The following is a 21741-nucleotide window of genomic DNA, read 5'->3' as shown; positions in this document are numbered from 1 at the left end:
TTTGCATTTTAATTGTTAAAAGCAATAAAAATTTTTGCAAGTCCTTCCATTTTAATTTTTTTAACTGTTGATGGAATAATAAAACTATCATTTTTTTTAATTTCAATTTCATTAATTTTTCCAAAACCTTCATTAATAAAAAATATTAAAAAATCTTTTTCCATTAAATTTTTAGGAAATGTAAATTCCCCTTCTAAATCTAATTTAATAAAAGTGTAAAATTCATTATCAACCATTTTGCAAATATTATTTTTTTCTTTTAGATTGGCAAAATTTTTGATTTCAAACTTTTTACTAAATTCAATATTGTCTAAAGACTCTTGAATATGCAAATCTCTTTCAATGCCATCTTTGTCTTTTCTTTTATAATCAAAAAGCCTAAATGTTAGCTCGCTCGCTTGTTGTAGTTCAAATGTTACAATATTTTTTAGTAAAGCATGTACTAAACCTGGAAAAACATCAATTACATCACCCTTTTCAATTTTTACATAGTTAAAAAATTCATCTCATTTTTTGCTATCGATTAAGTTTTTTGCATCTTTGTAATTTTTGGCTTTGTGACCAAGAATTACTTGGTTTGCTTTTTTAGTTAATATTTCTTCAATATATCAACTTTCATTTTTTCCATAAGAATCAAATTTCTTTGCATATTCATTATCAGGGTGTACTTGCACACTTAGATCATCTTCAGGAGCTAGAATTTTCAACAATAACGGAAATTTGGAGTACTTTTTCTTTTGATTATTGAATAAATAATTTTTTTGTTCTCATAATGTTCTTAAGTCATATGTAGAATCATTTAAAATTTTATTTTCCTTACCTTCAATTCCTGAAATAAGTCAAGCTTCTCCAATTTTTTTAGAATCATCATTTAATAAAAATCTATTTTTTAAGTAATTTCCACCTCAAATTTTTTCTTCAAAATAGGGTTTTAAAAAAATTATTTTTTCTAAATTGAATTTGTCCATATAGAAATTATAAGTTAAGATTTACATATTTTTTATAAAGTCTAAATAGGAAATATTTATAAAGTTCTTATATAATTAAAATATGTTTAATAATTTATCAAAAAGAATGCAAAAATCACTTGAAAAAATGTCTGCAAAGACAATTTTAAAAGAAGAAGACATTTTAGAAATTACTAGAGAAATTAAATTAGCTTTATTAGAAGCTGATGTTAATTTAATTGTCGTAAAAGAATTTATTCAAAATATTAAAGATCAAACAATTGGAACAGAATTAATAGGTAAATTAAATCCAGGACAACAAGTAATAAAAATTGTAAAAGAAGAATTAGTCAAAATTTTTGGAAATAAAACAAAGGAAATAAATATTTCAAAAAAACCCACTATTTTTATGATTGCTGGTTTACAAGGTGGAGGGAAAACTACTACAATTGCAAAAATAGCTCATTTTTATAAAAACAAAAAGAAAATTGAAAAAATTTTGATTGTAGCAGGAGATATTTATAGACCTGCTGCAATTGATCAATTAGACACCTTATCTAAAATGGTAGGAGTTGACATTTACAAAAATTCAGTTGACATAAAACCTCAACAAACTGTAAAAGAAGCAATTGATAAAGCAAAAAATGAGTATTATGATTTAGTTTTAATTGATACAGCAGGAAGATTATCAATTGATGAAAAATTAATGAATGAATTGATCGAAATAAAGGAAATTGCAAAACCACAAGAAATTATTTTTGTATCAGATGCTTTAAGTGGACAAGATATTTTTAATGTTGCAAAAACTTTTGATGAAAAATTGAAATTAACAGGTTCAATAATTACTAAATTAGATTCCGATGCTCGTGGAGGAGCTGCTTTAAGCATAACAAAAATGCTAAACATTCCAATTCTTTTTATTGGTACTGGTGAAAAAGTTACTAATTTAGATTTATTTCATCCAGATCGTATGGCTGATAGAATTTTAGGAATGGGTGATGTTTTATCTTTAATTGAGAAAGCTCAAGATGTCATTGATGAAAAAAAATCTAAAAAAATGTTTTCTAGATTTATGTCTGGGCACTTTGATTTAGATGATTTACTAGAAAATTTAAGACAAATTAAAAAACTAGGAAAAATGTCTAAATTATTAAAAATGATTCCTGGCGCAAATAAGATTGACCCGGAAAAAATTGATAAAGCAGAAGATAAAATCAAAGTATTTGAAATTTTAATTTCTTCTATGACAATTTCAGAGAGAAAAGATCCAAGATTACTAAAAAATCAATCTAGAAAACAAAGAGTAATTAAAGGATCAGGGAGAAGTGTTCAAGAATATAATTTACTTGTTTCTGAATTTGATCAAATGTCTAAAAAAATGAAACAAATTTCTAAATCAATGAAAGATGGAACATTGAATCCTGGATCTCTAGGCAATTTATTTTAAGATTTATTCTTAATGTAAATATAATTAATTTATGAAAATAGATTTCTTGAATTTTTTAGAAAAGGCAAATAGAGTTTTCAAACAAAGTGTTGATACTGCTTTTCAAAACAAAAAAATTACACATTCATTTTTATTAAAAGCAGATAAAAATACTTCAATTGATAATTCTGCATATTATTTAATTTTAAAAATAATTGAATTGTATAAAGGGAATTTATATGATTTAAATTACCTTAAAGAAGGAAAGTATTTTGATTTTCTGGAACTAAAACCTATTAATGATACCATTAAAAAAACTCAAGTGCTAGATGCTATTCAATTATTTTTAAAAACATCTTTTGAAAGCAATAGTCCTAAAATTTTGTACATTGCAAATATTGAAAAAGGTAATTCTTCATCACTAAATTCACTTTTAAAATACATTGAGAATCCCCCTAAAGATACTTTTATTGTGATGGGAACAAATAATATTAAAAAAGTTATTTCTACTATAGTGAGTAGAAGTCAAGTTTTTGATGTAAAGAGAATGAACCAATTAGCAATTGAAGAATTGTTTCTAGAAAATGATTTGGAAAAATATGTAATAAAATTTTATGCAAGAGTTTTTGATAATTGAGAAGATGCTAATAAATACAATTCTAAAAAGTATTTTGAACTTGTAAAAAAAACTCTCAAAAATTTAGATAAATCTTTAATAAATAAATACTCTTTAATCAATTTTTTAGAAGAAGTGTTGGATGTGGAAAATTATTATTTTGTCCTTCAAGTAATTAGAATTTTTTTTGAAGATGTTTTTGCAAGTCATGGCAAAGATAAAATAGCTTTTTTACCATTTTACGAATTAGTTCAAAAATATCAAGAAATAAAAGTACAATTTTATCCAATTTATTATTTTATTGAAGAATTCTTATCGAAATTAGAAATCAATACAAATTTTAAAATTCAAAAGCAATTTTTTTTATTGAAAGTAAGTGAGTTATATGGAAACTAAATTTTTTATAGTAGGAACACCAATTGGCAATCTTGAAGATATTACTTTAAGAGCTTTAAGAATTTTAAAAGAAGTCGATGTTATTGCTTGCGAAGATACAAGAGAAAGTCAAAAATTGCTTAATTATTTTGAAATAATTGGTAAAAAACTTATTTCTTATCATGACAAGAACGAAATAAATTCGGCAAAAGGAATTATTAGTCTGATTCAAAATGAAAATAAATCCGTAGCTCTAATTTCAGATGCAGGAATGCCAATTTTAAGCGATCCAGGATTTAGAGTTTTGAAATTAGTTAGAGAAAACAATATTAAATACGAACTTATTCCTGGGGTATCTGCAATTACAAGTACAGCTGTTTTAAGTGGATTTGATACACATTTTACTTTTTTAGGTTTTTTTAAAGATAAAACAATTCAAAGGCAAAATCATTTAAAAAAATTAATTCCTGGATCTTATGTTGCTTTTGTATCTCCACACAAATTAATGAGCGTTTTAAAAGATCTAGAATTTGTATTCGGAAATTTTCTTCAAATTTTTGTAGGAAAAGAATTGACAAAAAAATTTGAAGAACACTTTTTTGGAAATGTAAGTGAAATTTATAAAATTTTTGAAAAAAAAGATTCAATTAAAGGCGAATATACAATAGCTTTTGAATTCAAAAATTTTGCTTTAAATAAAGATTTGGTAAAATAGGATTTATGAATAAATTGGAAATTTTTCAAGAATGAAAAAAATATTTTATTGGTGATAAATTTTATACTAATAAATTAAATGAAATTGCAAACATTGAAGAAGATGAAACTTTTTTTCATTCTTTTTTAATTGATGATAGAAAAATCAAAGGAAGAATAGATGTTGGCTACAATTCTTTTAATCCAATCACTATTAAATTAATTTCCAATTCATTTGCTGAATTTCTTAGAGAAAGTAAAATTGATAAAGGTCTAAAGGCTAAAATTTTGATTTCTCATGATGGTAGTGAAGAATTAAGGACATTTATAGAAATCATGAATCAAGTATTTTTAGAAAATGATTTAGATGTTTATCTTTTTGAAGAAAATAAAGGTAAGCCTCTTTCTTTGATTCAAAATAGTTTAAACAATATTAAAGTGTCTCTTTGCTTTTATTTTTCAAGACCAAATAAGAATTATAGAAACTATTGATTGCAAATTTTTAATGCAAATTCAGAATTTTTAGAAAATTCAATTTTATTTTTAATTACAAATAATATCAATAAACAAATTCCCCTAGTAAATTCAATTGCAACTAAAAAATCTTTTTATTTACTTTCAAAAAAAATTGAAACTGAATATATTGATTCTTTATTAAAAATTCAAATCAATTCATCTAATGATAAAAAATTGAAAGTTTTGATTGCTAATTCTTCAAAAATTGCTTATGACTTAATGCAAGATATAAGTAGTTTAATGAATATAGAATTTATATTATCTAAAAAAGTTAGTTATTTAAATAGTGACTTTTTTACAAAAGCTAAAAACACAAAATTTTTAAGATATTTGAACAAATTCATTTTGCAAGCAAAAAAATCAAAATTAGATGTTATTTTAGTTCCTTCATTTAATGCAAATCAAATAGATGTCATTATTAGAAACAATAATGATTATTGATTGTTAAATCATGAACAAATTGCTATTTTATTATTAGAATATATTTTTGCAAATAAAAGTGAAAATTTTATTGCAGAAAATAATTTTGTTGTAACCACAAAAAATTCTTCTGAAATTATTGAAAGAATTTGCAAAAAACACAATGTTGCTCTTTACGAAGATACAAATTTCTTTCAAAATATGAAAAACTATGAAAAAAAATTGCTTTTATATTTTGATGAAGAAGGCAGATTTTTGCTTAATTCTTCAATTTCGACTTCAAGTGATATTTTTCAACTTCAAGTTTTATTATTAGAAGTTTTAAATTATCATAAGTCGCAAACAAGAGATTTAAATGTTGTTCTTACTAATTTTGTAAGTAAATATAGCAAAAAAGTTCTTTTTGAAAAAACTTTGCAAATGTCAAAAATTGTTTTGGTAGAATCTCTTAAAAAAATAAGTATTTATCATGTTTTGGGAGATTTAAAAATAAAAAATATAGAATATTTCAAAAATTTTAATGATTCAATCAGAGAAAAACAATTTATTGCAAAAATTCATTTTGAAGAAGGAAGCTCAATACTTTTTACCTATTATTCATACACCAATATTGTGAGTATTTTTATAGTTACTGAAAATGAATATAGGGAAGAATTGACTAATAAAAAAATCAATAAAAATATTAAAATATTTAATGATTTGAAAAGAAAATTTTTAATTTAGAAAGGAAAATATGAATCAAGTTATACTTTTTGGAAAAGAATATGATTTTGTAAATCTTTTTGATCAAGCAATCAAAACTATCAAGCCTTTTACATTAATAGATTCAAAATTTCAATTTAAAAGTTTTAGTTCTTTTGAGAAAAAAACAATTTTTCTAACTTTGCCTTTTTTGCAAGCAAATTATGTTGATTTTTTTACAAAAAATCTTTTAAAATTATCATCAGAATTTATGAATTTCAATTTTGTAGTTTTAGTAAATGAAAATCCTTTAATTTTAAACAAATGAGAATCTTTAATAGAACAAAAAAACGTAAGAGCTTTTAGCGATTTTGCTACAAATACTTTTAGCAAATCAATTGGAATTTTTATAGACAAATTAGGTTTTTACATAAAAACGTGTTTTATAATTAATGAAAATTTTAAAATTATTTATCAAGATATAGTTTTCAATTTACATGACGAAATCAATTTTAAAAAATTGGAAGTTTTTTTGAAAACTATTTAAATTCAAGATCCTGTTTTAAGGTATTCAATTAAGACTTCATAATTGTAAAACTTTTTATCATTTGGATTAATTTCATCTAAAAACAAAATTAATGGTAAGGTTTCATATTTTGAGATTTTATTTGAATCAACATCTTTTATTTTTAAATCAGGAAGTAAAAACTTTTTAATCATTGGACTATGCTTAGGGAATTCACTCATAAAAAATTTTGCAAAAATTTGATTTTCTTTTAAAAATGTAGTTTTTGAGAAGAACAATCCACTATTTTTTAAAGAAAAGTAAAGAGTTATTTGAACAGTGATAAAAATTCTATAAAGAGCTTTAAAAGCTTCGTTGTCATTTACTTTTATTTTCTTATCATTTTTATCATATTCTTCTAATAATTTTTTTATTAAAGGAATTAATATTTTATAAAACCTTTTTCTCAAACTCAAAGCTTTTCCAATATTTAATAAATTAAATTTAAATTGATATTTTAACGGTTCTAAAATATTTGGATTTTTTATAATTCTATATAATAAAAAACTATTGTCTGAGTTTTCGAAAATGGAATTTATTATTTTGGAAACATCTTTGCCATCAACATCTCTTAAATCGATAGAATTAGAAATTTTTAAAAAATCATCTAGACTTTGAATATTTATTTTCATAATTTTTCCAAGCATAGAAGTAGCTTTTTTTCTCGAAATCAAAAACACAAATAATAAAGAAATGTATTTAAGTAAATTTTGATCAATTATTTTGAATGTTTTTAGAGAAAAAATTTTCTTTCAATTTGGTTTTAAAATCCAGTAAAGATTATCTACATTAATATTAATGTTTGAAAAGTGTGTTATGAAATAAAGTAAAAGTTTTCCCAATTTCTCATTTGACAAAAATACTTCTGCCAAATGAGAAATAGAAATTTTGTTCATTGCTAAAATCTCTTTTGAAAATGAATCACTAAATTCCTCCAAATTTTTAAATTCATCAATTCTAATCAAATTTTTAAAAACAAGTTGTATTGAACTTATAAAAAATTCTTTAATTTTTTTATCATTTCCAATTTCACTAAAAATCTCATCAATAGTTGCTTGTTCAATTTTTCCAAGGTACTTTTCAAATACTTTTTTATGGGTTAGTTCTATTTTATTATAGAATTTTTTCAAAAAAACAGTAACTAATTTACTAGTGATTTCTTTATTGGTAATTAAATTTCCATAGTGCTTAATCAAAACATCAAATGATTCTAAATTTTTTTCAAAAAAACCAAAATCATTTAAATTTTTTAAAAAACCAAAAACTTTATCAGGATCTTGGATAATATTCAAAATTTTATCAATCAACAAATGAGTATCTTCTAATCTTTGCAATTTGAAAAAATTATTTAAAGAAATTGAGTTTAAACCCAAACTCAAATCCCCAATTAAATCATTGACAAAAGTTGTTTTATAAATAAAATTTAAAAATGAAAACTCATTTTTCCTATCAATAAGTATTTCAAAAATCTTTTTTTCAAGTAGAGTGAGATCGATCAAAGATTCTCTTTTTATTTTACTAAAGTAAAATAAAAAGTTTCTTTCTATTAAGTTGCACATTGAGTAAAAATAATTACCAAATTCACCTTCAGTTTCTAAAATAGAATGTTTTCTTTCAAATTCATTTTCTAAAATTAAGTCATTTTCTTTATCTGAATCCCAATTTAATTTCTTTAAAATTTCTTCTTCTGAATTAGTAAAATTTAGTATTTTATCAAAATGGTCCAAATTATCTTCATATGTTTTTTTATCAAAAGAAGGAATAATTAGTTTTGCCTCTTCGTAATTTTTCTTGCTAAAAGATATTTTAAAAAACAAATTTTTTGCAATTTTTTTATATCCTTTTGTAGAGGGATGAATTTCATAAAAATGTTTACTTAATTTGCTTGCATTTTTAATTCAATATTGATGATCAAAAACATCTACAAAATGAACATTTTCATTTTTTTCGCTTAATTTTTTTTGATATTTACTAACCATTGCATTAAGTTCCATTTCAATTTCAGATTCTCCATCTTTTTTTAAAAAGGAATTAATAACAGATCTTAATTTTAAAAATGAAAGAGGGTATGATAAAAGAACAATATTTGCTTTATTACTTAATTTATTAATTGCATCAATTAGTAATTCAGATTTTTTGGAAGTTTTATCAATAAAATCTTGCAAAATAGTTTTAAATTTTTTAAATTTTATTTCTTTATGAATTGTTTTATCAAATAAAAAATCAATTCTTTCAGGTTTTAAAAAATGAATTAAATCATTAGCTCCAAGAGAAATAAAAATCAAATTAGATTCTTTAGTTACTTCTTTTAATTTCAAAAAATCATTTTTATTTTTGAATTCATTAAATTGCTTACTTGTCCTATTTTTAAATAAATTTAATCTTGAGTTTTTGGTATCTATAGATTTTATTACTTCCAAAATATCTTTAGAATTTTCAAAGTTAAATTTTTCGTTGTCAACATCATAAAAATATAATCATTCATCAAATCTTGAACCTTGCAAAGCAAAATTTTGATATGATTCCATTTTATTTTTCTGTGATTTTTCAACAAATTCACAGAAAAAAGAACCATAACTCAATCCACTAAAGGTAAATTCTTCTCCTTTAATTTTTCCACTTCCTGAAATATCAAAACCAAAACCAGAATTATATCCAGCTGCTATTGAATCACCAATTACTAATAATTTTACTTTTTCTTCAGGTTTGATCATATTTCATTATTTATCTAAATAGTATATTTTTCAGGATGTTTTTTTTGCATTTGTTTTACATATTCACTTTTAGGCATTTTTCCATATTTTTCCATTTGATGGACACATTCTTCATATTCTGCAAGAGCATATTTTAGTCCTTCAAAACCATTGATTTTAACTTGATTCACACCTTTTCAGTTTTTGTAATTTGTAAAGAAATATTCCACATTTCTCAATCATTCTTTTGGAATATCAACTAATTCTTTGATTTTATCCAAACGATAATCGTCAGCATGAACAGCAATTAATTTTGTGTCTGTTTCTCCTTGATCAATCATTTTCATAGCTCCAACAAGTCTCGCTCTTAATAAAGAACCTGGAACAAAAGTTTCAGAAGAATAAACTAAAACATCTAGTTCATCTCCATCTCAATCTAAAGCTTCGGCCACATAACCATAATTTGCAGGATATTTAAAATCTCCCCTTAAAATTCTATCTACAACAATTTTATTTTTGCTTCTATCAAATTCATATTTAATATTTGAATTTATAGGTATTTCAATGTTAACTTCAATAATTTTTTCATTCATAATAAAATAATTTTACCACTTTAGAAAAATTTAAAAAAAAATACCGATTCCGGTACTAGTTTGCTGTTTTGTTTTGAATTTTAAAAGCATAGGCATCAAGTCTTGAAGATTTTCTAGCAGCATTATTTCTATGAAACACTCCATGTGAAACAGAAGTATTAATCACTTTGTGTGCATCTTTTAGTAGCTGTTCAACATTTTCATTTTTTTCTTCGATTGCTCTTTTTGCTTTTTTAATAGCAAGTCTTACATGTGATTTCATTGCTGCATTTCTAACTCTTGCTTTTTCATTTGTTAAAATTCTTTTTTCTTTTGATTTAATATTTGCCATGACTATCTCCTATTTAGATTTTAATTATACCAAAAACAAAAAAATGTTGTAAAATTAATTTTAATATGAACAACTCTTTATCTTTTATAAATCGTAGTGTGATTCCAACTCCAACCCCTACCCCTACTCCAACATTAAATCCTAATGATTTTACAACATTTGTTAGTGGTTTAATTGTGGGTCTTCTTTTGTTTATGATTTTATTAATTGCAATTTTTATTTTTTTATTTAGGCAAAATTCTAAAAATAGAATTATTAAAAAAATAGGTGAAGTAGCCGAGAAAAGAATTAATTCATCTTTAAAAGCTTGATCTAAACAGTCAAAAAGTATTTTTATAAATTCTTCATTATATAAATACGATGATAATAAACTTTTTGAAATTGATAGTATTTTAATTACAAATCGAGCAATTATAGTTGTTGAAATAAAAAGTATGACAGGAATTATTAAAGGTGACGGAGAAGTAAAAGATTGGAAAAAAGTTTTAGGAAATCAAGTATTTACTTTCTATAATCCCATTTTACAAAATAACAGACATATTGAACATATTATTAGAATCATTAAGAAAAAAATTCCAATTATTTCTTTAGTAATTTTTTCTAATAAAGTTTCAGAATTGCAAATAAGTAATATTCCAAAACATGTTTTGTTAATTCAACATAAAGATTTATATACTTCTTTAGACACTGCTCAATTAGCTTTAGAAACTAAAATAAGCTACAGTGATATGCAAGACTTGCAAAAAACTATTAAGTCTCATAGAACTAATAAATTATCAGACATTTCTTTACATAGAAACCAAGCAAGAGAAAAAGCAAAAAAAGACAACTAAAATGAAAAATCATATTGAAATTAACCTCTTCGATAAAGTTTTTTATGTCCAAGTACTTTATTCAAAAAATAAAAACATTTATTTCAAAGTAAGAAATGGCAATTACACATTAATTACCCCAAAACATGTAGATGAAAAAATTTTAATTGATTTTGTTACCAAAGGAATTACAAAATTTCATCAAAAAAGTTTAAAAAAAGAAGTACAAGTACTTTATTCTTTAAGTGAGAAATATTTTTATTTATTTGGAACAAAATATAATTTTGAAACGGAGAAAAACGGAAGTAGTTTTTGATTAAAAATTAAAGATTTAAAAACTGTGAAATTGCTAAATTTGGAAGAAAATACAATTATTCAAAAAATTCAGTATCTGCTAAAATTTTATTTAGAATTACATTTAAAAAAAGTCCAGAAAATTTTTGAACAAGAAATGCAAATTCCTGAACATAAATTTTCAATTAGGCCTAAAGAAACTAATTGAGCATCAAATTCAATTAAAAAAATGCACATTACATATAATTCTAAGTTGGCTCATTTTGAAACTAATCTTATTGATTATGTAATTATTCATGAACTAGCACACCATTTGCACCCTAATCATTCAAAAAAATTTTGAAATTTAGTAGAACAATATTATCCTGATTGAAAACAAGCTAGATTACATTTGAATAATAATAAAACTCTTTTATCTTAAGTTTAAGTTAAAATATAAATAGTGAAAAATCTTGCTAATAAAATTAGGCCAGAGCGTTTAGAAGATATTGTTGGTCAAAGTCATTTAATTGAATTATTTAAAGCTATTATTGAAAAACAAGAAATGAGTAGCTTTATTTTTTATGGTGAAAGTGGTATTGGTAAAACAACTGCTGCAACAGTTATTGCTAAAGAAAAACAAGAATCTTATGATGTTTTTAATCCCACAATCCATTCTAAAAAAGAATTATTAGAAAAATTAGCAATTAATAAAATTTTGATTATAGATGAATTACATAGGCTAAATAAAGATAAACAAGAAATTTTACTGAGTTATTTAGAAGATGACAAAATCATTTTGTATGCAACTACTACTGAAAATCCATATTTTAAAATTATTCCATCTTTAAGAAGTAGATTAAAAATTTTACGCTTTAATAAATTGAGTGAAACAGAAATTTTTCAAGGTTTAAAAAACATTATTGAAAAATACAAATTGAAAATTAAAATAAATGATGATTTGCTACTTTCAATTGTTAAATTTTCAGCAGGTGATTTTAGAAATGCTATAAATAATTTAGACTTAATTGAAACAATTTATCCAAATACTAATGTTGATTTTGAAAGTATTAAAAAAATTTTTCCATCCATGAATTTTTATACCGATAAAGATGCAGACAAGCATTATGATACATTAAGTGCATTTCATAAATCATTAAGGGGTAGTGATCCAGATGCAGCATTATATTATGGAATGCTATTAGCAAAAGCAGGCGACATTGATGCTTTGCTAAGAAGATTGATCATGGTAGCATATGAAGATATTGCATTGGCAAATCCAAATGCTTCAATTAAAGTAGATGCAGCAATTAATGCAATTGAAAGAGTTGGATTTCCTGAAGCAAATACTATTTTAGCTAAAATAATTATTGAAATTGCTTTAAGTCCTAAAAGCAATAGTACTTATGTTTCGATGAACAAAATTTTAGACAAAATAAATAATGGTAATATTTATGACATTCCAGACCATCTAAAAGATACTCATTATAAAAATTCTGCAAAGTTTAATCGACCTAAGTATTTATATCCTCATGATTTTGAAAATAATTATGTTAATCAAAATTATTTACCTATTGAATTAGAAAAAAATCATTTTTTTGAATTTGCAAATAACCAAAACGAACAAAAAATTAAATCTTATTGAGAAAAAATCAAAATAGCATCTAGAAATAAGACAAAATAAACACTTTTAAATTAAAATATAAACAACTAATAAAGGAGTATCATGATTTTTTCATACAAACACTTAAAAAAACTAGCAAATCTTAATGAAATATCTTTTGAAGATGTCATCAAGGCATTTAATTTAATTGGTTTTGAAGTAGAAGAAACAAAGGAAATAAGACATGTCGAAAACATTAAATATGGAAAAGTTTTAAAAATTTATAAAAATGAAAATTCTGATAATTTGACTGTCTGTGAAATTCAATTTAAAGATAAAATTAGAATTATTCAAACAACTGCTAAAAATGTTGAAATTAATAAATATGTAATGGCTTTTATTCCAGGTTCAAAATTAGCAAATAATTTAATAGAGTCAAAACTTTTAAAAGGAATTATAAGTGAAGGAATGTTAGTGGGTTTTGATGAAATGTTGGGATTTGAAATAAAATTAGTTCCAAAAGAGCTTTCTAAAAATGTAATTGTTTTAGATGAGGCAAATTTAAATGAAGATCCAATAGCAAATTTAGAATTACACGATTATTTAATTGATCTTGCAATTTTACCTAATCGTTCTGATGCAATTTCATATTTAGTAATGGCAAAGGAATTGGCAGCTTTTTTTGGAACAAAAATTGATAATGATTTAATTTGTTTAAAAAATTTAAGAGTTTCAAAAATAAATTCAAATTTAGAAGGAATTTTTGTAAAATCAAAGACACTAGAACTGAAACTATATGATAAATATCTTTTATTAAAATCTCATTTGAAATTAACAAACACTTATAAAGACTTAGAAAATTTAATTTTAATTCACACAGGAATGCCAATTCATTTCTTGAATTTAAAATCATTAGAAAAAGTAAACATTGTTTCGAAAAGCTCTTCATTAGAAATTGCTAATAGGACTTTAAAAATTGACAATAATTTAGTAATTGAAAAATCAAGGGAAATTATTGCAATACCTTATCTTGAAACTCAAAAAGAATTTGAAATTAAAGATTCTCAAAAAGAATTTTTTATATTTATGAATATTTTAAGCCCTAAAGAAGTTAGAAAAACAATAAAAACTCTAAAACTTGAAAGCTCTCAAATTAAACAAGCAACTAAAACAATTTCCCATGGAATGCAATTAAATGCAATTCAATATATGCAAAGTCTTTTTGAAGAAATTGAGATTGTAAATATAAATTTAAATCTTAAGCCAAAAGAAATCTTATTTGATCACACTTTTATTAATAGAATTGCTGGATTTGAAATTGTAAAGGAACAAAAATTTATAAATGCAAAAAAATCTTTAGAAATTTTAGGTTTTAAATTTTTTGAAGACAAAATTTTAGTCCCTGCTTATAGACATGATTATACAGGCCCTTATGATGTGATAGAAGAATTATTTCGTTTTTATGGCTATGATAATTTTCCGATTTTGCAACCTGAAATCAAACCTTTTAAAATACAAAAAAAATATGATTTTAAATTTTCTTTAGCTTCAAAAAATTACAATGAAATAAAAACTTATTCTTTAGTTGCTAAAGAAGATAATAATTTTGATCCTTTTAATTTTAAAACTGAAATATTAATGAAAACTTTTCCTTCAGAAAAAAGAAGAATAATTAGAAATTCACAAGCATTTTCTTTATTGGAAATTGCAGAATATAATATAAAAAGAAAATTAGAAAAAATTAATTTTTTTGATTTTGGGATGATTAACGAAGGAAAAAGGGCTTTAATTTTTGCTTCCAATGAAAAATCTTTTAATGAAATAAAAAAAGATTTGTTTTCATTATTTAGTTACAAATTTGAATTAAGAAAAACTAAAAACAATTATTTGCACCCAAATGCTAGTGCTCATATTTTTTATGAGAATAAATTAATTGGTTGAATGGGAAAAATTAATCCAAGTCTTAAAATTTCAGATTTAATTTTTGTTGAGATTTTATTAGATGAATTTAACATTAGTAAAAATCAATTTAAAGAATATAATTTTGATCCATTAAAATTTAGAGATATAACTTTTTCAATTGAAAAAAATCAAAGTATTGATACTTATTTAAAAGAATTAAAAAAAATAAAAAATATTTTTGAAGTCCAAATAATAGACAAATTTGAAAAAAATGAAAAGTTAAATATAACAGTAAGAATTTTACTTGAAGATGATGCTATTAAAAATTTAGACGAAGCAATTTTAAAAAATTCTTGAAATTAATTTAAATTCTTCCTTTTTTAAGTTATTTGTAAATGAGGTAAGAAAATATGGAAAAAGAAATAAAAAACATCCTAATGGAAATTGAAAAAAAATTTGGTAAAGAATCGATTATGCTTTTAGGATCAAAGCAAGATTTGAATGTGGAAATTTTTTCTACAGGATCACTAGCTATTGATCATGCTTTAGGGATAAATGGATTTCCAAAAGGAAGAATTATTGAAATATATGGTCCAGAATCTTCTGGTAAAACAACAATTGCTTTGCATGCAATTGCTGAAATTCAAAAAAGTGGTGGTGTAGCTGCTTTTATTGATGCTGAACATTCTATAGATCCAAATTATGCTAAAAATTTAGGAGTGAACATTGATAATTTAATTCTATCGCAACCAGATTCTGGCGAGCAAGCTCTAGAAATTGTGGATATTCTTGCAAAAAGTAGTTCGATTGATTTAATAGTAGTAGATTCTGTTGCTGCACTTGTTCCTGAAGTAGAATTGAATGGAGAAATGAAAGACCAAGTAATGGGTGCCCAAGCTAGATTAATGTCAAAAGCTCTTAGAAAAATTACAGGATCTTTAAATAAATCGAAAACAACAGTTATTTTTATTAATCAAATTAGAGAAAAAATTGGAACTTTTTTTGGTAATCCCGAAACAACTCCTGGGGGTAGAGCTTTAAAATTTTATTCTTCAATTAGATTAGATGTAAGAAAAGTTAGTTCTGTTTCTACAGGTGAGGTTATAAGCGGAAATAATATTAAAATAAAAGTTGTAAAAAATAAATTATCAGCACCATTTAAAGAAGCTTTTACTGAAATTGTTTTTTCAAAAGGAATAAGTAAAATAAGTGAGGCTGTAGAATTTGCTGAAAATTTAAAAATTATTACAAGAAAAGGTGCTTGATTTTATTACAACGATCAAAATATTGCTCAAGGAAAATCTAATTTGAAAGATTTGCTTGAAAAAAATGAAGCACTTTATAGTGAAATTTTAACCAAAGTAATTAGTGCTTTGTCAAAGGAAAATGTTAATTCAATTTTATAAAATAATTTCAAGATCAAAATTATAAGTTAAAATATAAAACATGAATAAACATAGTGAATTAACAATCTTATTTATTGGGGATGTTTTTGGAGAACCCGGAATTAGATCTGTTAGAGATTTTTTACCTTTGTTAAAGAAAAAATATAACTATGATTTTGTAATTGCTCAATGTGAAAATGTATCAGGAAGAAAAGGAATAAGACATAACGACTATTTAAAACTCAAAAAATTGGGAGTAAATGCCTTTACTTTTGGGAATCATGTTTGAGCAAAAGAAGAAATATTTAATTTTATTGACAATGAGGATATGATAAGACCATTGAATATTGAAAATCATTATCCTGGAAAAGGAAGCAGAGTCTTTCGAGTTAAAAATTTTAAATTAAGAGTTACTTCTTTAATGGGACTTACTTTTAATAAATTGTTATCTCCCTGAAAAGAAGAATATGCAAATAATTTTTTTGATGCAATCGATCCTTTTTTAGAAAATCCCACAGATGATTTTCACTTTATAGATTTTCATGCAGAAACTACAAGTGAAAAGAACGTATTGGGATTATATTTAGATGGAAAAGTCTCTGCAGTAGTTGGAACTCATACTCATGTACAAACAAATGATGCTAGAATTTTGCCAAAAGGAACTTGCTATATTTCTGATGCAGGAATGACAGGTCCAAAAAATGCAGCAATCGGAGCAAATTTTGAAGAAGTATATAATAAAATGAGATTCAATTCTTCTGACAAATTTAAAGTTTCAAAAAATAATAGTAGTTTTAATGGAGTGATTGTAAAACTAAATAGAAACATGAAAAATGAAATTATTATTGTAAATGAATAGATGTTTATAGATATTTTTGCTATCAAAGCAAAAATATCTATTTTTTTTTCTAAAGACTAAAATATATGATATAAATATAGAGCAAAAATTTTATAACTTTTGGTTTTTAAGGACTTTTATATTGTCAAAAATATTGAAAATAAAAAATCAAAAAAATTTTTAAAAAATAAAATTTTTGTGTGTATACTAAATTAGTACCTGAATTTTAAAATTAAGAGTACATTTAGACAAACAAACATTGATCTTTGAAAACTGGATATAAATCACACAAAACAATTCCTTTAATTTGGAATAACGTTAATTTTTTTGAGAGTTTGATCCTGGCTCAGGATGAACGCTGGCTGTGTGCCTAATACATGCATGTCGAACGAAGAACTTGTTCTTAGTGGCGAATGGGTGAGTAACACGTATCTAACCTACCTTTTGGATGGGGATAACTGTTGGAAACAACAGCTAATACCGAATAACTATTTTAGTCGCATGACTTTAATATAAAAGGAGCGTTTGCTCCACCAAAAAATGGGGATGCGGAATATTAGTTAGTTGGCAGGGTAAAGGCCTACCAAGACGATGATATTTAGCCGGGCTGAGAAGCCGAACGGCCACACTGGGACTGAGATACGGCCCAGACTCCTACGGGAGGCAGCAGTAGGGAATCTTCCACAATGAGCGAAAGCTTGATGGAGCGACACAGCGTGAAGGATGAAGGTCTTCGGATTGTAAACTTCTGTTATAAGGGAAGAAAACCCTAGAGAGGAAATGCTCTAGATTTGACGGTACCTTATCAGAAAGCGACGGCTAACTATGTGCCAGCAGCCGCGGTAATACATAGGTCGCAAGCGTTATCCGGAATTATTGGGCGTAAAGCGTTCGTAGGCGGTTTATTAAGTCTGGAGTTAAATACTGGTGCTCAACACCAGCCCGCTTTGGATACTGGTAAACTAGAGTTATGTAGAGGTAAGCGGAATTCCATGTGAAGTGGTGGAATACGTAGATATATGGAAGAACACCAATGGCGAAGGCAGCTTACTGGACATATACTGACGCTCAGGAACGAAAGCGTGGGGAGCAAACAGGATTAGATACCCTGGTAGTCCACGCCGTAAACGTTGATCATTAGTTGGTGGGGAACTCACCGACACAGCTAACGCATTAAATGATCCGCCTGAGTAGTATGCTCGCAAGAGTGAAACTTAAAGGAATTGGCGGGGACCCGCACAAGCGGTGGAGCATGTGGTTTAATTTGAAGATACGCGTAGAACCTTACCCACTCTTGACATTTTTTGCAAAGGTATGGAGACATACTGGAGGTTAACAGAATAACAGATGGTGCATGGTTGTCGTCAGCTCGTGTCGTGAGATGTTTGGTTAAGTCCAGCAACGAGCGCAACCCTTGTCTTTAGTTACTAACATTAAGTTGAGGACTCTAGAGAGACTGCCTGGGTAACCAGGAGGAAGGTGAGGACGACGTCAAATCATCATGCCTCTTACGAGTGGGGCAACACACGTGCTACAATGGCTAATACAAAGTGAAGCAAAATGGTGACATTAAGCAAACCACAAAAAATTAGTCTCAGTTCGGATCGAAGTCTGAAACTCGACTTCGTGAAGTCGGAATCGCTAGTAATCATGAATCAGCTACGTCATGGTGAATACGTTCTCGGGTCTTGCACACACCGCCCGTCACACCATGGGAGCTAGTAATGCCCGAAGCCGGATAGTTAACTTCGGAGGCTACTGTCTAAGGCAGGACTGGTAACTGGGGTGAAGTCGTAACAAGGTATCCCTACGAGAACGTGGGGATGGATCACCTCCTTTCTACGGAGTGCATAGATCTATCTTTATTGATAGAAATGACAAAATATTTTTCACAATATTTAAAATACAAAAGATTTATATCCAGTTTTGAGAGATCAAGAAAAAAATAATCTCTCAGATTAGTTCTTTGAAAACTGAATAGCAATTAAAATTTGAATTATCAATATTCAAGAAGTTTACATAACGTCCATTTTAAATAGGTTTAAAATGGAATAAAAGTAACTGATCCAATTAAAAATAAGATACCTTAGAAATACAAATTAAGAAGAACAATTAGGTCTCAAAAAAACATAAAACAAGAAGTTATTAAATAAGTAAGAGTTTGTGGTGGATGCCTTGGGTCTGGAAGACGAAGAAGGACGTGATTACCTGCGATAAGCCTCGAGGAGCTGGATATAAGCTATGAATCGGGGATGTCCGAATGGGGAAACCCAACTAGAGTAATGTCTAGTTACTATATTCTGAATACATAGGAATATTAGAGTTATACGTTGCGAAGTGAAACATCTTAGTAGCAATAGGAAAAGAAAATAAATTAAAATGATTCCGTAAGTAGCGGCGAGCGAACGCGGAAGAGCCCAAACCAACATTTGTTGGGGTTGTAGGACAATCTACATTTAGTTACAAAATTTATATATAGCAGAATGACTTGGGAAGGTCAAGCATAGAAGGTTATACTCCCGTATGCGAAATATATAAAACTAATGATTGTATCCTGAGTAGGGCGGGGCACGAGAAACCCTGTCTGAATCTGCCGGGACCACCCGGTAAGGCTAAATACTAACCAGACACCGATAGTGAACAAGTACCGTGAGGGAAAGGTGAAAAGAACCCCGGGAGGGGAGTGAAATAGATTCTGAAACCACTTACTTACAATTAGTCAGAGGCCGTTAATGGCTGATGGCGTACATCTTGCAGGATGGTCCGGCGAGTTATGTTAACATGCAAGGTTAAGCGGAAAAAAGCGGAGCCGAAGAGAAATCGAGTCTGAATAGGGCGATTAGTATGTTGGCATAGACCCGAAACCAGGTGATCTACCCATGAGCAGGTTGAAGCTTAGGTAAAACTAAGTGGAGGACCGAACCGAAGTACGCTGAAAAGTGCTCGGATGACTTGTGGGTAGCGGTGAAATTCCAATCGAACCTGGAGATAGCTGGTTCTCCTCGAAATAGCTTTAGGGCTAGCGTGTGATGTTAAATATTGGGGGTAGAGCACTAAATGTGGAATGGCGGCGCCTAGCCGTACTGACTATAATTAAACTCCGAATACCAGTATGTATTGTCATGCAGTCGGAATATGGGTGATAACGTCCATATTCGCGAGGGAAACAACCCAGATCGTCAGCTAAGGTCCCAAAATTGTGTTAAGTGAGAAAGGTTGTGAGATTTCACAGACAACTAGTATGTTGGCTTAGAAGCAGCCATCATTCAAAGAGTGCGTAATAGCTCACTAGTCAAGAGATCTTGCGCCAATAATTTAACGGGACTAAACACAATACCGAAGCTACGGGTGTGCTTTTGCACACGTTAGAGGAGCGTTCTAAGGGCAATGAAGGTAGACCGTAAGGACTGCTGGAGCGCTTAGAAGTGAGAATGCCGGAATGAGTAACGATTCAAGGTGAGAATCCTTGACGCCTATTGGGAAAGGTTTCCTGGGCAAGGTTCGTCCACCCAGGGTTAGTCGGGGCCTAAGGCAAGGCCGAAAGGCGTAGTCGATGGATAACAGGTTAATATTCCTGTACTTCCTTAGTAAGTGATGAAATGACGGAGAAGGATAATGCGGCCACTTATCGGATTGTGGTATAAATATCAAGAAGGCTATGGAGGAAAATCCCTATAGCATAACTTTAAGATATGACGTATAGTGAAAGCTTCGGCAAGTAACAATTGTATGATTTCATGCTTCCAAGAAAAGTTTCTAGCGTTATAAAACTATGGAACCCGTACCAAGAACGGACACACGTTCCCAAGATGAGTATTCTAAGGCGAGCGAGATAACCAATGTTAAGGAACTCTGCAAAATGACCCTGTAAGTTCGCGAGAAGGGGTACTTAGGTATGAATTTGTAAAAATTTGTATACTAAGTCGCAGTAAAATGTGAGGGGCAACTGTTTACCAAAAACACAGCTCTCTGCTAAGTTGCAAGATGATGTATAGAGGGTGACGCCTGCCCAGTGCCCGAAGGTTAAGTTAATCTGTTAGTCGCAAGATGAAGCAGTGATATGAAGCCCGGGTGAACGGCGGCCGTAACTATAACGGTCCTAAGGTAGCGAAATTCCTTGTCGGCTAATTACTGACGTGCACGAAAGGCGTAATGATCTCTCAGCTGTCTCAACATTGGACTCGGTGAAATTATGGTGGCAGTGAAAACGCTGTCTTCCCGCACCTAGACGAAAAGACCCCGTGGAGCTTTACTATAACTTCGTATTGAAATTTGGTTTAACATGTGTAGAATAGGTGGGAGACTTTGAAGTAGAGATGCTAGTTTCTATGGAGTCACCTTTGAAATACCACCCTTGTTAAATTGAATTTCTAACCTGCAGCCATTATCTGGCTGGGGGACAGTGCGTGGTGGGTAGTTTGACTGGGGCGGTCGCCTCCCAAAGAGTAACGGAGGCGTTCAAAGTTACACTCAGCATGGTCAGAAACCATGTGAAGAGCATAATGGTAAAAGTGTGATTGACTGCAAGACGTACATGTCGAGCAGGTACGAAAGTAGGACATAGTGATCCGGCGGTTCATCGTGGAATGGCCGTCGCTCAACGGATAAAAGTTACCCCGGGGATAACAGGCTAATCTTTCCCAAGAGATCACATCGACGGGAAGGTTTGGCACCTCGATGTCGGCTCGTCGCATCCTGGAGCTGAAGTAGGTTCCAAGGGTTTGGCTGTTCGCCAATTAAAGCGGCACGCGAGCTGGGTTCAGAACGTCGTGAGACAGTTCGGTCCCTATCTGGTGTGGGCGTTGGAATATTGATGAGAGCTGCTCTTAGTACGAGAGGACCGGAGTGGACATACCTCTAGTGTGCCAGTTGTTTCGCCAGAAGCATAGCTGGGTAGCTAAGTATGGAAAGGATAACCGCTGAAAGCATCTAAGTGGGAAGCCTCCTCAAAGATTAATATTCCCTTGAAATTCCTTAAAGACTATAAGGTTGATAGGTTGGGTGTGTAAGTGTAGTGATACATTTAGCTAACCAATACTAATAAATTGATAGGTTTAATAACTTTTTTCTAA

15 protein-coding genes and 2 rRNA genes are annotated in these 21741 nt (G+C 27.9%); 13 read left to right on the top strand and 4 right to left on the bottom strand.

From position 1 onward, the window contains the following. Nucleotides 1-8: 8 nt before the first annotated feature. Nucleotides 9-968 (bottom strand): type I phosphomannose isomerase catalytic subunit, encoded by a 960-nt coding sequence (locus MMOB_RS02875; protein ID WP_011265048.1) that lies wholly within the window; start codon nt 966-968, stop codon nt 9-11. Nucleotides 969-1050: 82 nt separating this feature from the next. On the opposite strand from MMOB_RS02875, the gene ffh reads away from it, so the two are divergent. The 5 genes from ffh to MMOB_RS02850 are packed head-to-tail and all read left to right on the top strand — an operon-like array spanning nt 1051 to nt 6221. Next, nucleotides 1051-2394 (top strand): signal recognition particle protein, encoded by a 1344-nt coding sequence (ffh, locus tag MMOB_RS02870; protein WP_011265047.1) that lies wholly within the window; start codon nt 1051-1053, stop codon nt 2392-2394. Between the two features lie 31 nt (nt 2395-2425). Next, nucleotides 2426-3385 carry a DNA polymerase III subunit delta' gene (locus MMOB_RS02865; RefSeq protein WP_011265046.1) on the top strand — a complete coding sequence of 320 codons (960 nt, stop codon included), beginning with the start codon at nt 2426-2428 and terminating at the stop codon, nt 3383-3385. Beyond that, nucleotides 3375-4079 (top strand): 16S rRNA (cytidine(1402)-2'-O)-methyltransferase, encoded by a 705-nt coding sequence (gene rsmI / locus MMOB_RS02860; protein WP_011265045.1) that lies wholly within the window; start codon nt 3375-3377, stop codon nt 4077-4079. The genes MMOB_RS02865 and rsmI overlap by 11 nt, the downstream gene beginning before the upstream one ends. Nucleotides 4080-4084: 5 nt before the next feature. Beyond that, entirely contained in the window at nt 4085-5716 is a 1632-nt protein-coding gene (locus MMOB_RS02855; RefSeq protein WP_011265044.1) for a phosphomannomutase, read from the top strand. Between the two features lie 10 nt (nt 5717-5726). Continuing rightward, nucleotides 5727-6221, top strand: coding sequence for a peroxiredoxin (locus tag MMOB_RS02850; protein ID WP_011265043.1), 495 nt, complete (start codon nt 5727-5729; stop codon nt 6219-6221). On the opposite strand, the gene MMOB_RS02845 is transcribed toward MMOB_RS02850, so the two are convergent. The 3 genes from MMOB_RS02845 to rpsT are packed head-to-tail and all read right to left on the bottom strand — an operon-like array spanning nt 6218 to nt 9856. Further along, nucleotides 6218-8953, bottom strand: coding sequence for an SGNH/GDSL hydrolase family protein (locus MMOB_RS02845; protein ID WP_011265042.1), 2736 nt, complete (start codon nt 8951-8953; stop codon nt 6218-6220). The two genes, MMOB_RS02850 and MMOB_RS02845, sit on opposite strands and share 4 nt — an antisense overlap. Before the next feature lie 14 nt (nt 8954-8967). Continuing rightward, nucleotides 8968-9525 (bottom strand): inorganic diphosphatase, encoded by a 558-nt coding sequence (locus tag MMOB_RS02840; protein WP_011265041.1) that lies wholly within the window; start codon nt 9523-9525, stop codon nt 8968-8970. 55 nt (nt 9526-9580) lie between these two features. Next, entirely contained in the window at nt 9581-9856 is a 276-nt protein-coding gene (gene rpsT, locus MMOB_RS02835; RefSeq protein WP_011265040.1) for a 30S ribosomal protein S20, read from the bottom strand. A gap of 65 nt (nt 9857-9921) precedes the next feature. Here rpsT and MMOB_RS03525 point away from each other — a divergent pair, with 65 nt between their 5' ends. From MMOB_RS03525 to MMOB_RS02795, 8 genes are all read left to right on the top strand, one after another. Next, the gene (locus MMOB_RS03525; RefSeq protein ID WP_011265039.1) at nt 9922-10689 is read left to right on the top strand and encodes a nuclease-related domain-containing protein; all 768 of its coding nucleotides are present in this window, start codon (nt 9922-9924) and stop codon (nt 10687-10689) included. A gap of 1 nt (nt 10690) precedes the next feature. Continuing rightward, the gene (locus tag MMOB_RS02825; protein WP_011265038.1) at nt 10691-11383 is read left to right on the top strand and encodes a SprT family zinc-dependent metalloprotease; all 693 of its coding nucleotides are present in this window, start codon (nt 10691-10693) and stop codon (nt 11381-11383) included. Nucleotides 11384-11404: 21 nt separating this feature from the next. Continuing rightward, complete coding sequence (locus tag MMOB_RS02820; protein ID WP_011265037.1) at nt 11405-12625, top strand: replication-associated recombination protein A; 1221 nt, start codon at nt 11405-11407, stop codon at nt 12623-12625. A 42-nt stretch (nt 12626-12667) separates the two neighbouring features. Beyond that, complete coding sequence (locus MMOB_RS02815) at nt 12668-14809, top strand: phenylalanine--tRNA ligase subunit beta (RefSeq protein WP_011265036.1); 2142 nt, start codon at nt 12668-12670, stop codon at nt 14807-14809. A 47-nt stretch (nt 14810-14856) separates the two neighbouring features. Then, nucleotides 14857-15852, top strand: coding sequence for a recombinase RecA (gene recA, locus MMOB_RS02810; protein ID WP_011265035.1), 996 nt, complete (start codon nt 14857-14859; stop codon nt 15850-15852). A gap of 40 nt (nt 15853-15892) precedes the next feature. Continuing rightward, entirely contained in the window at nt 15893-16690 is a 798-nt protein-coding gene (locus MMOB_RS02805) for a TIGR00282 family metallophosphoesterase (RefSeq protein ID WP_011265034.1), read from the top strand. Between the two features lie 302 nt (nt 16691-16992). Continuing rightward, nucleotides 16993-18508: ribosomal RNA gene (locus MMOB_RS02800) — 16S ribosomal RNA — on the top strand. Between the two features lie 304 nt (nt 18509-18812). Then, nucleotides 18813-21731, top strand: a 23S ribosomal RNA gene (locus MMOB_RS02795). The 16S and 23S rRNA genes sit together here, the layout of an rRNA operon. The last annotated feature ends 10 nt before the right edge of the window (nt 21732-21741 follow it).

Origin of the sequence: Mycoplasma mobile 163K (assembly GCF_000008365.1) — a bacterium.
GTDB lineage: Bacteria > Bacillota_I > Bacilli_A > Mycoplasmatales > Metamycoplasmataceae > Mycoplasma_J > Mycoplasma_J mobile.
This window is presented reverse-complemented; position numbering and strand designations above follow the sequence as displayed.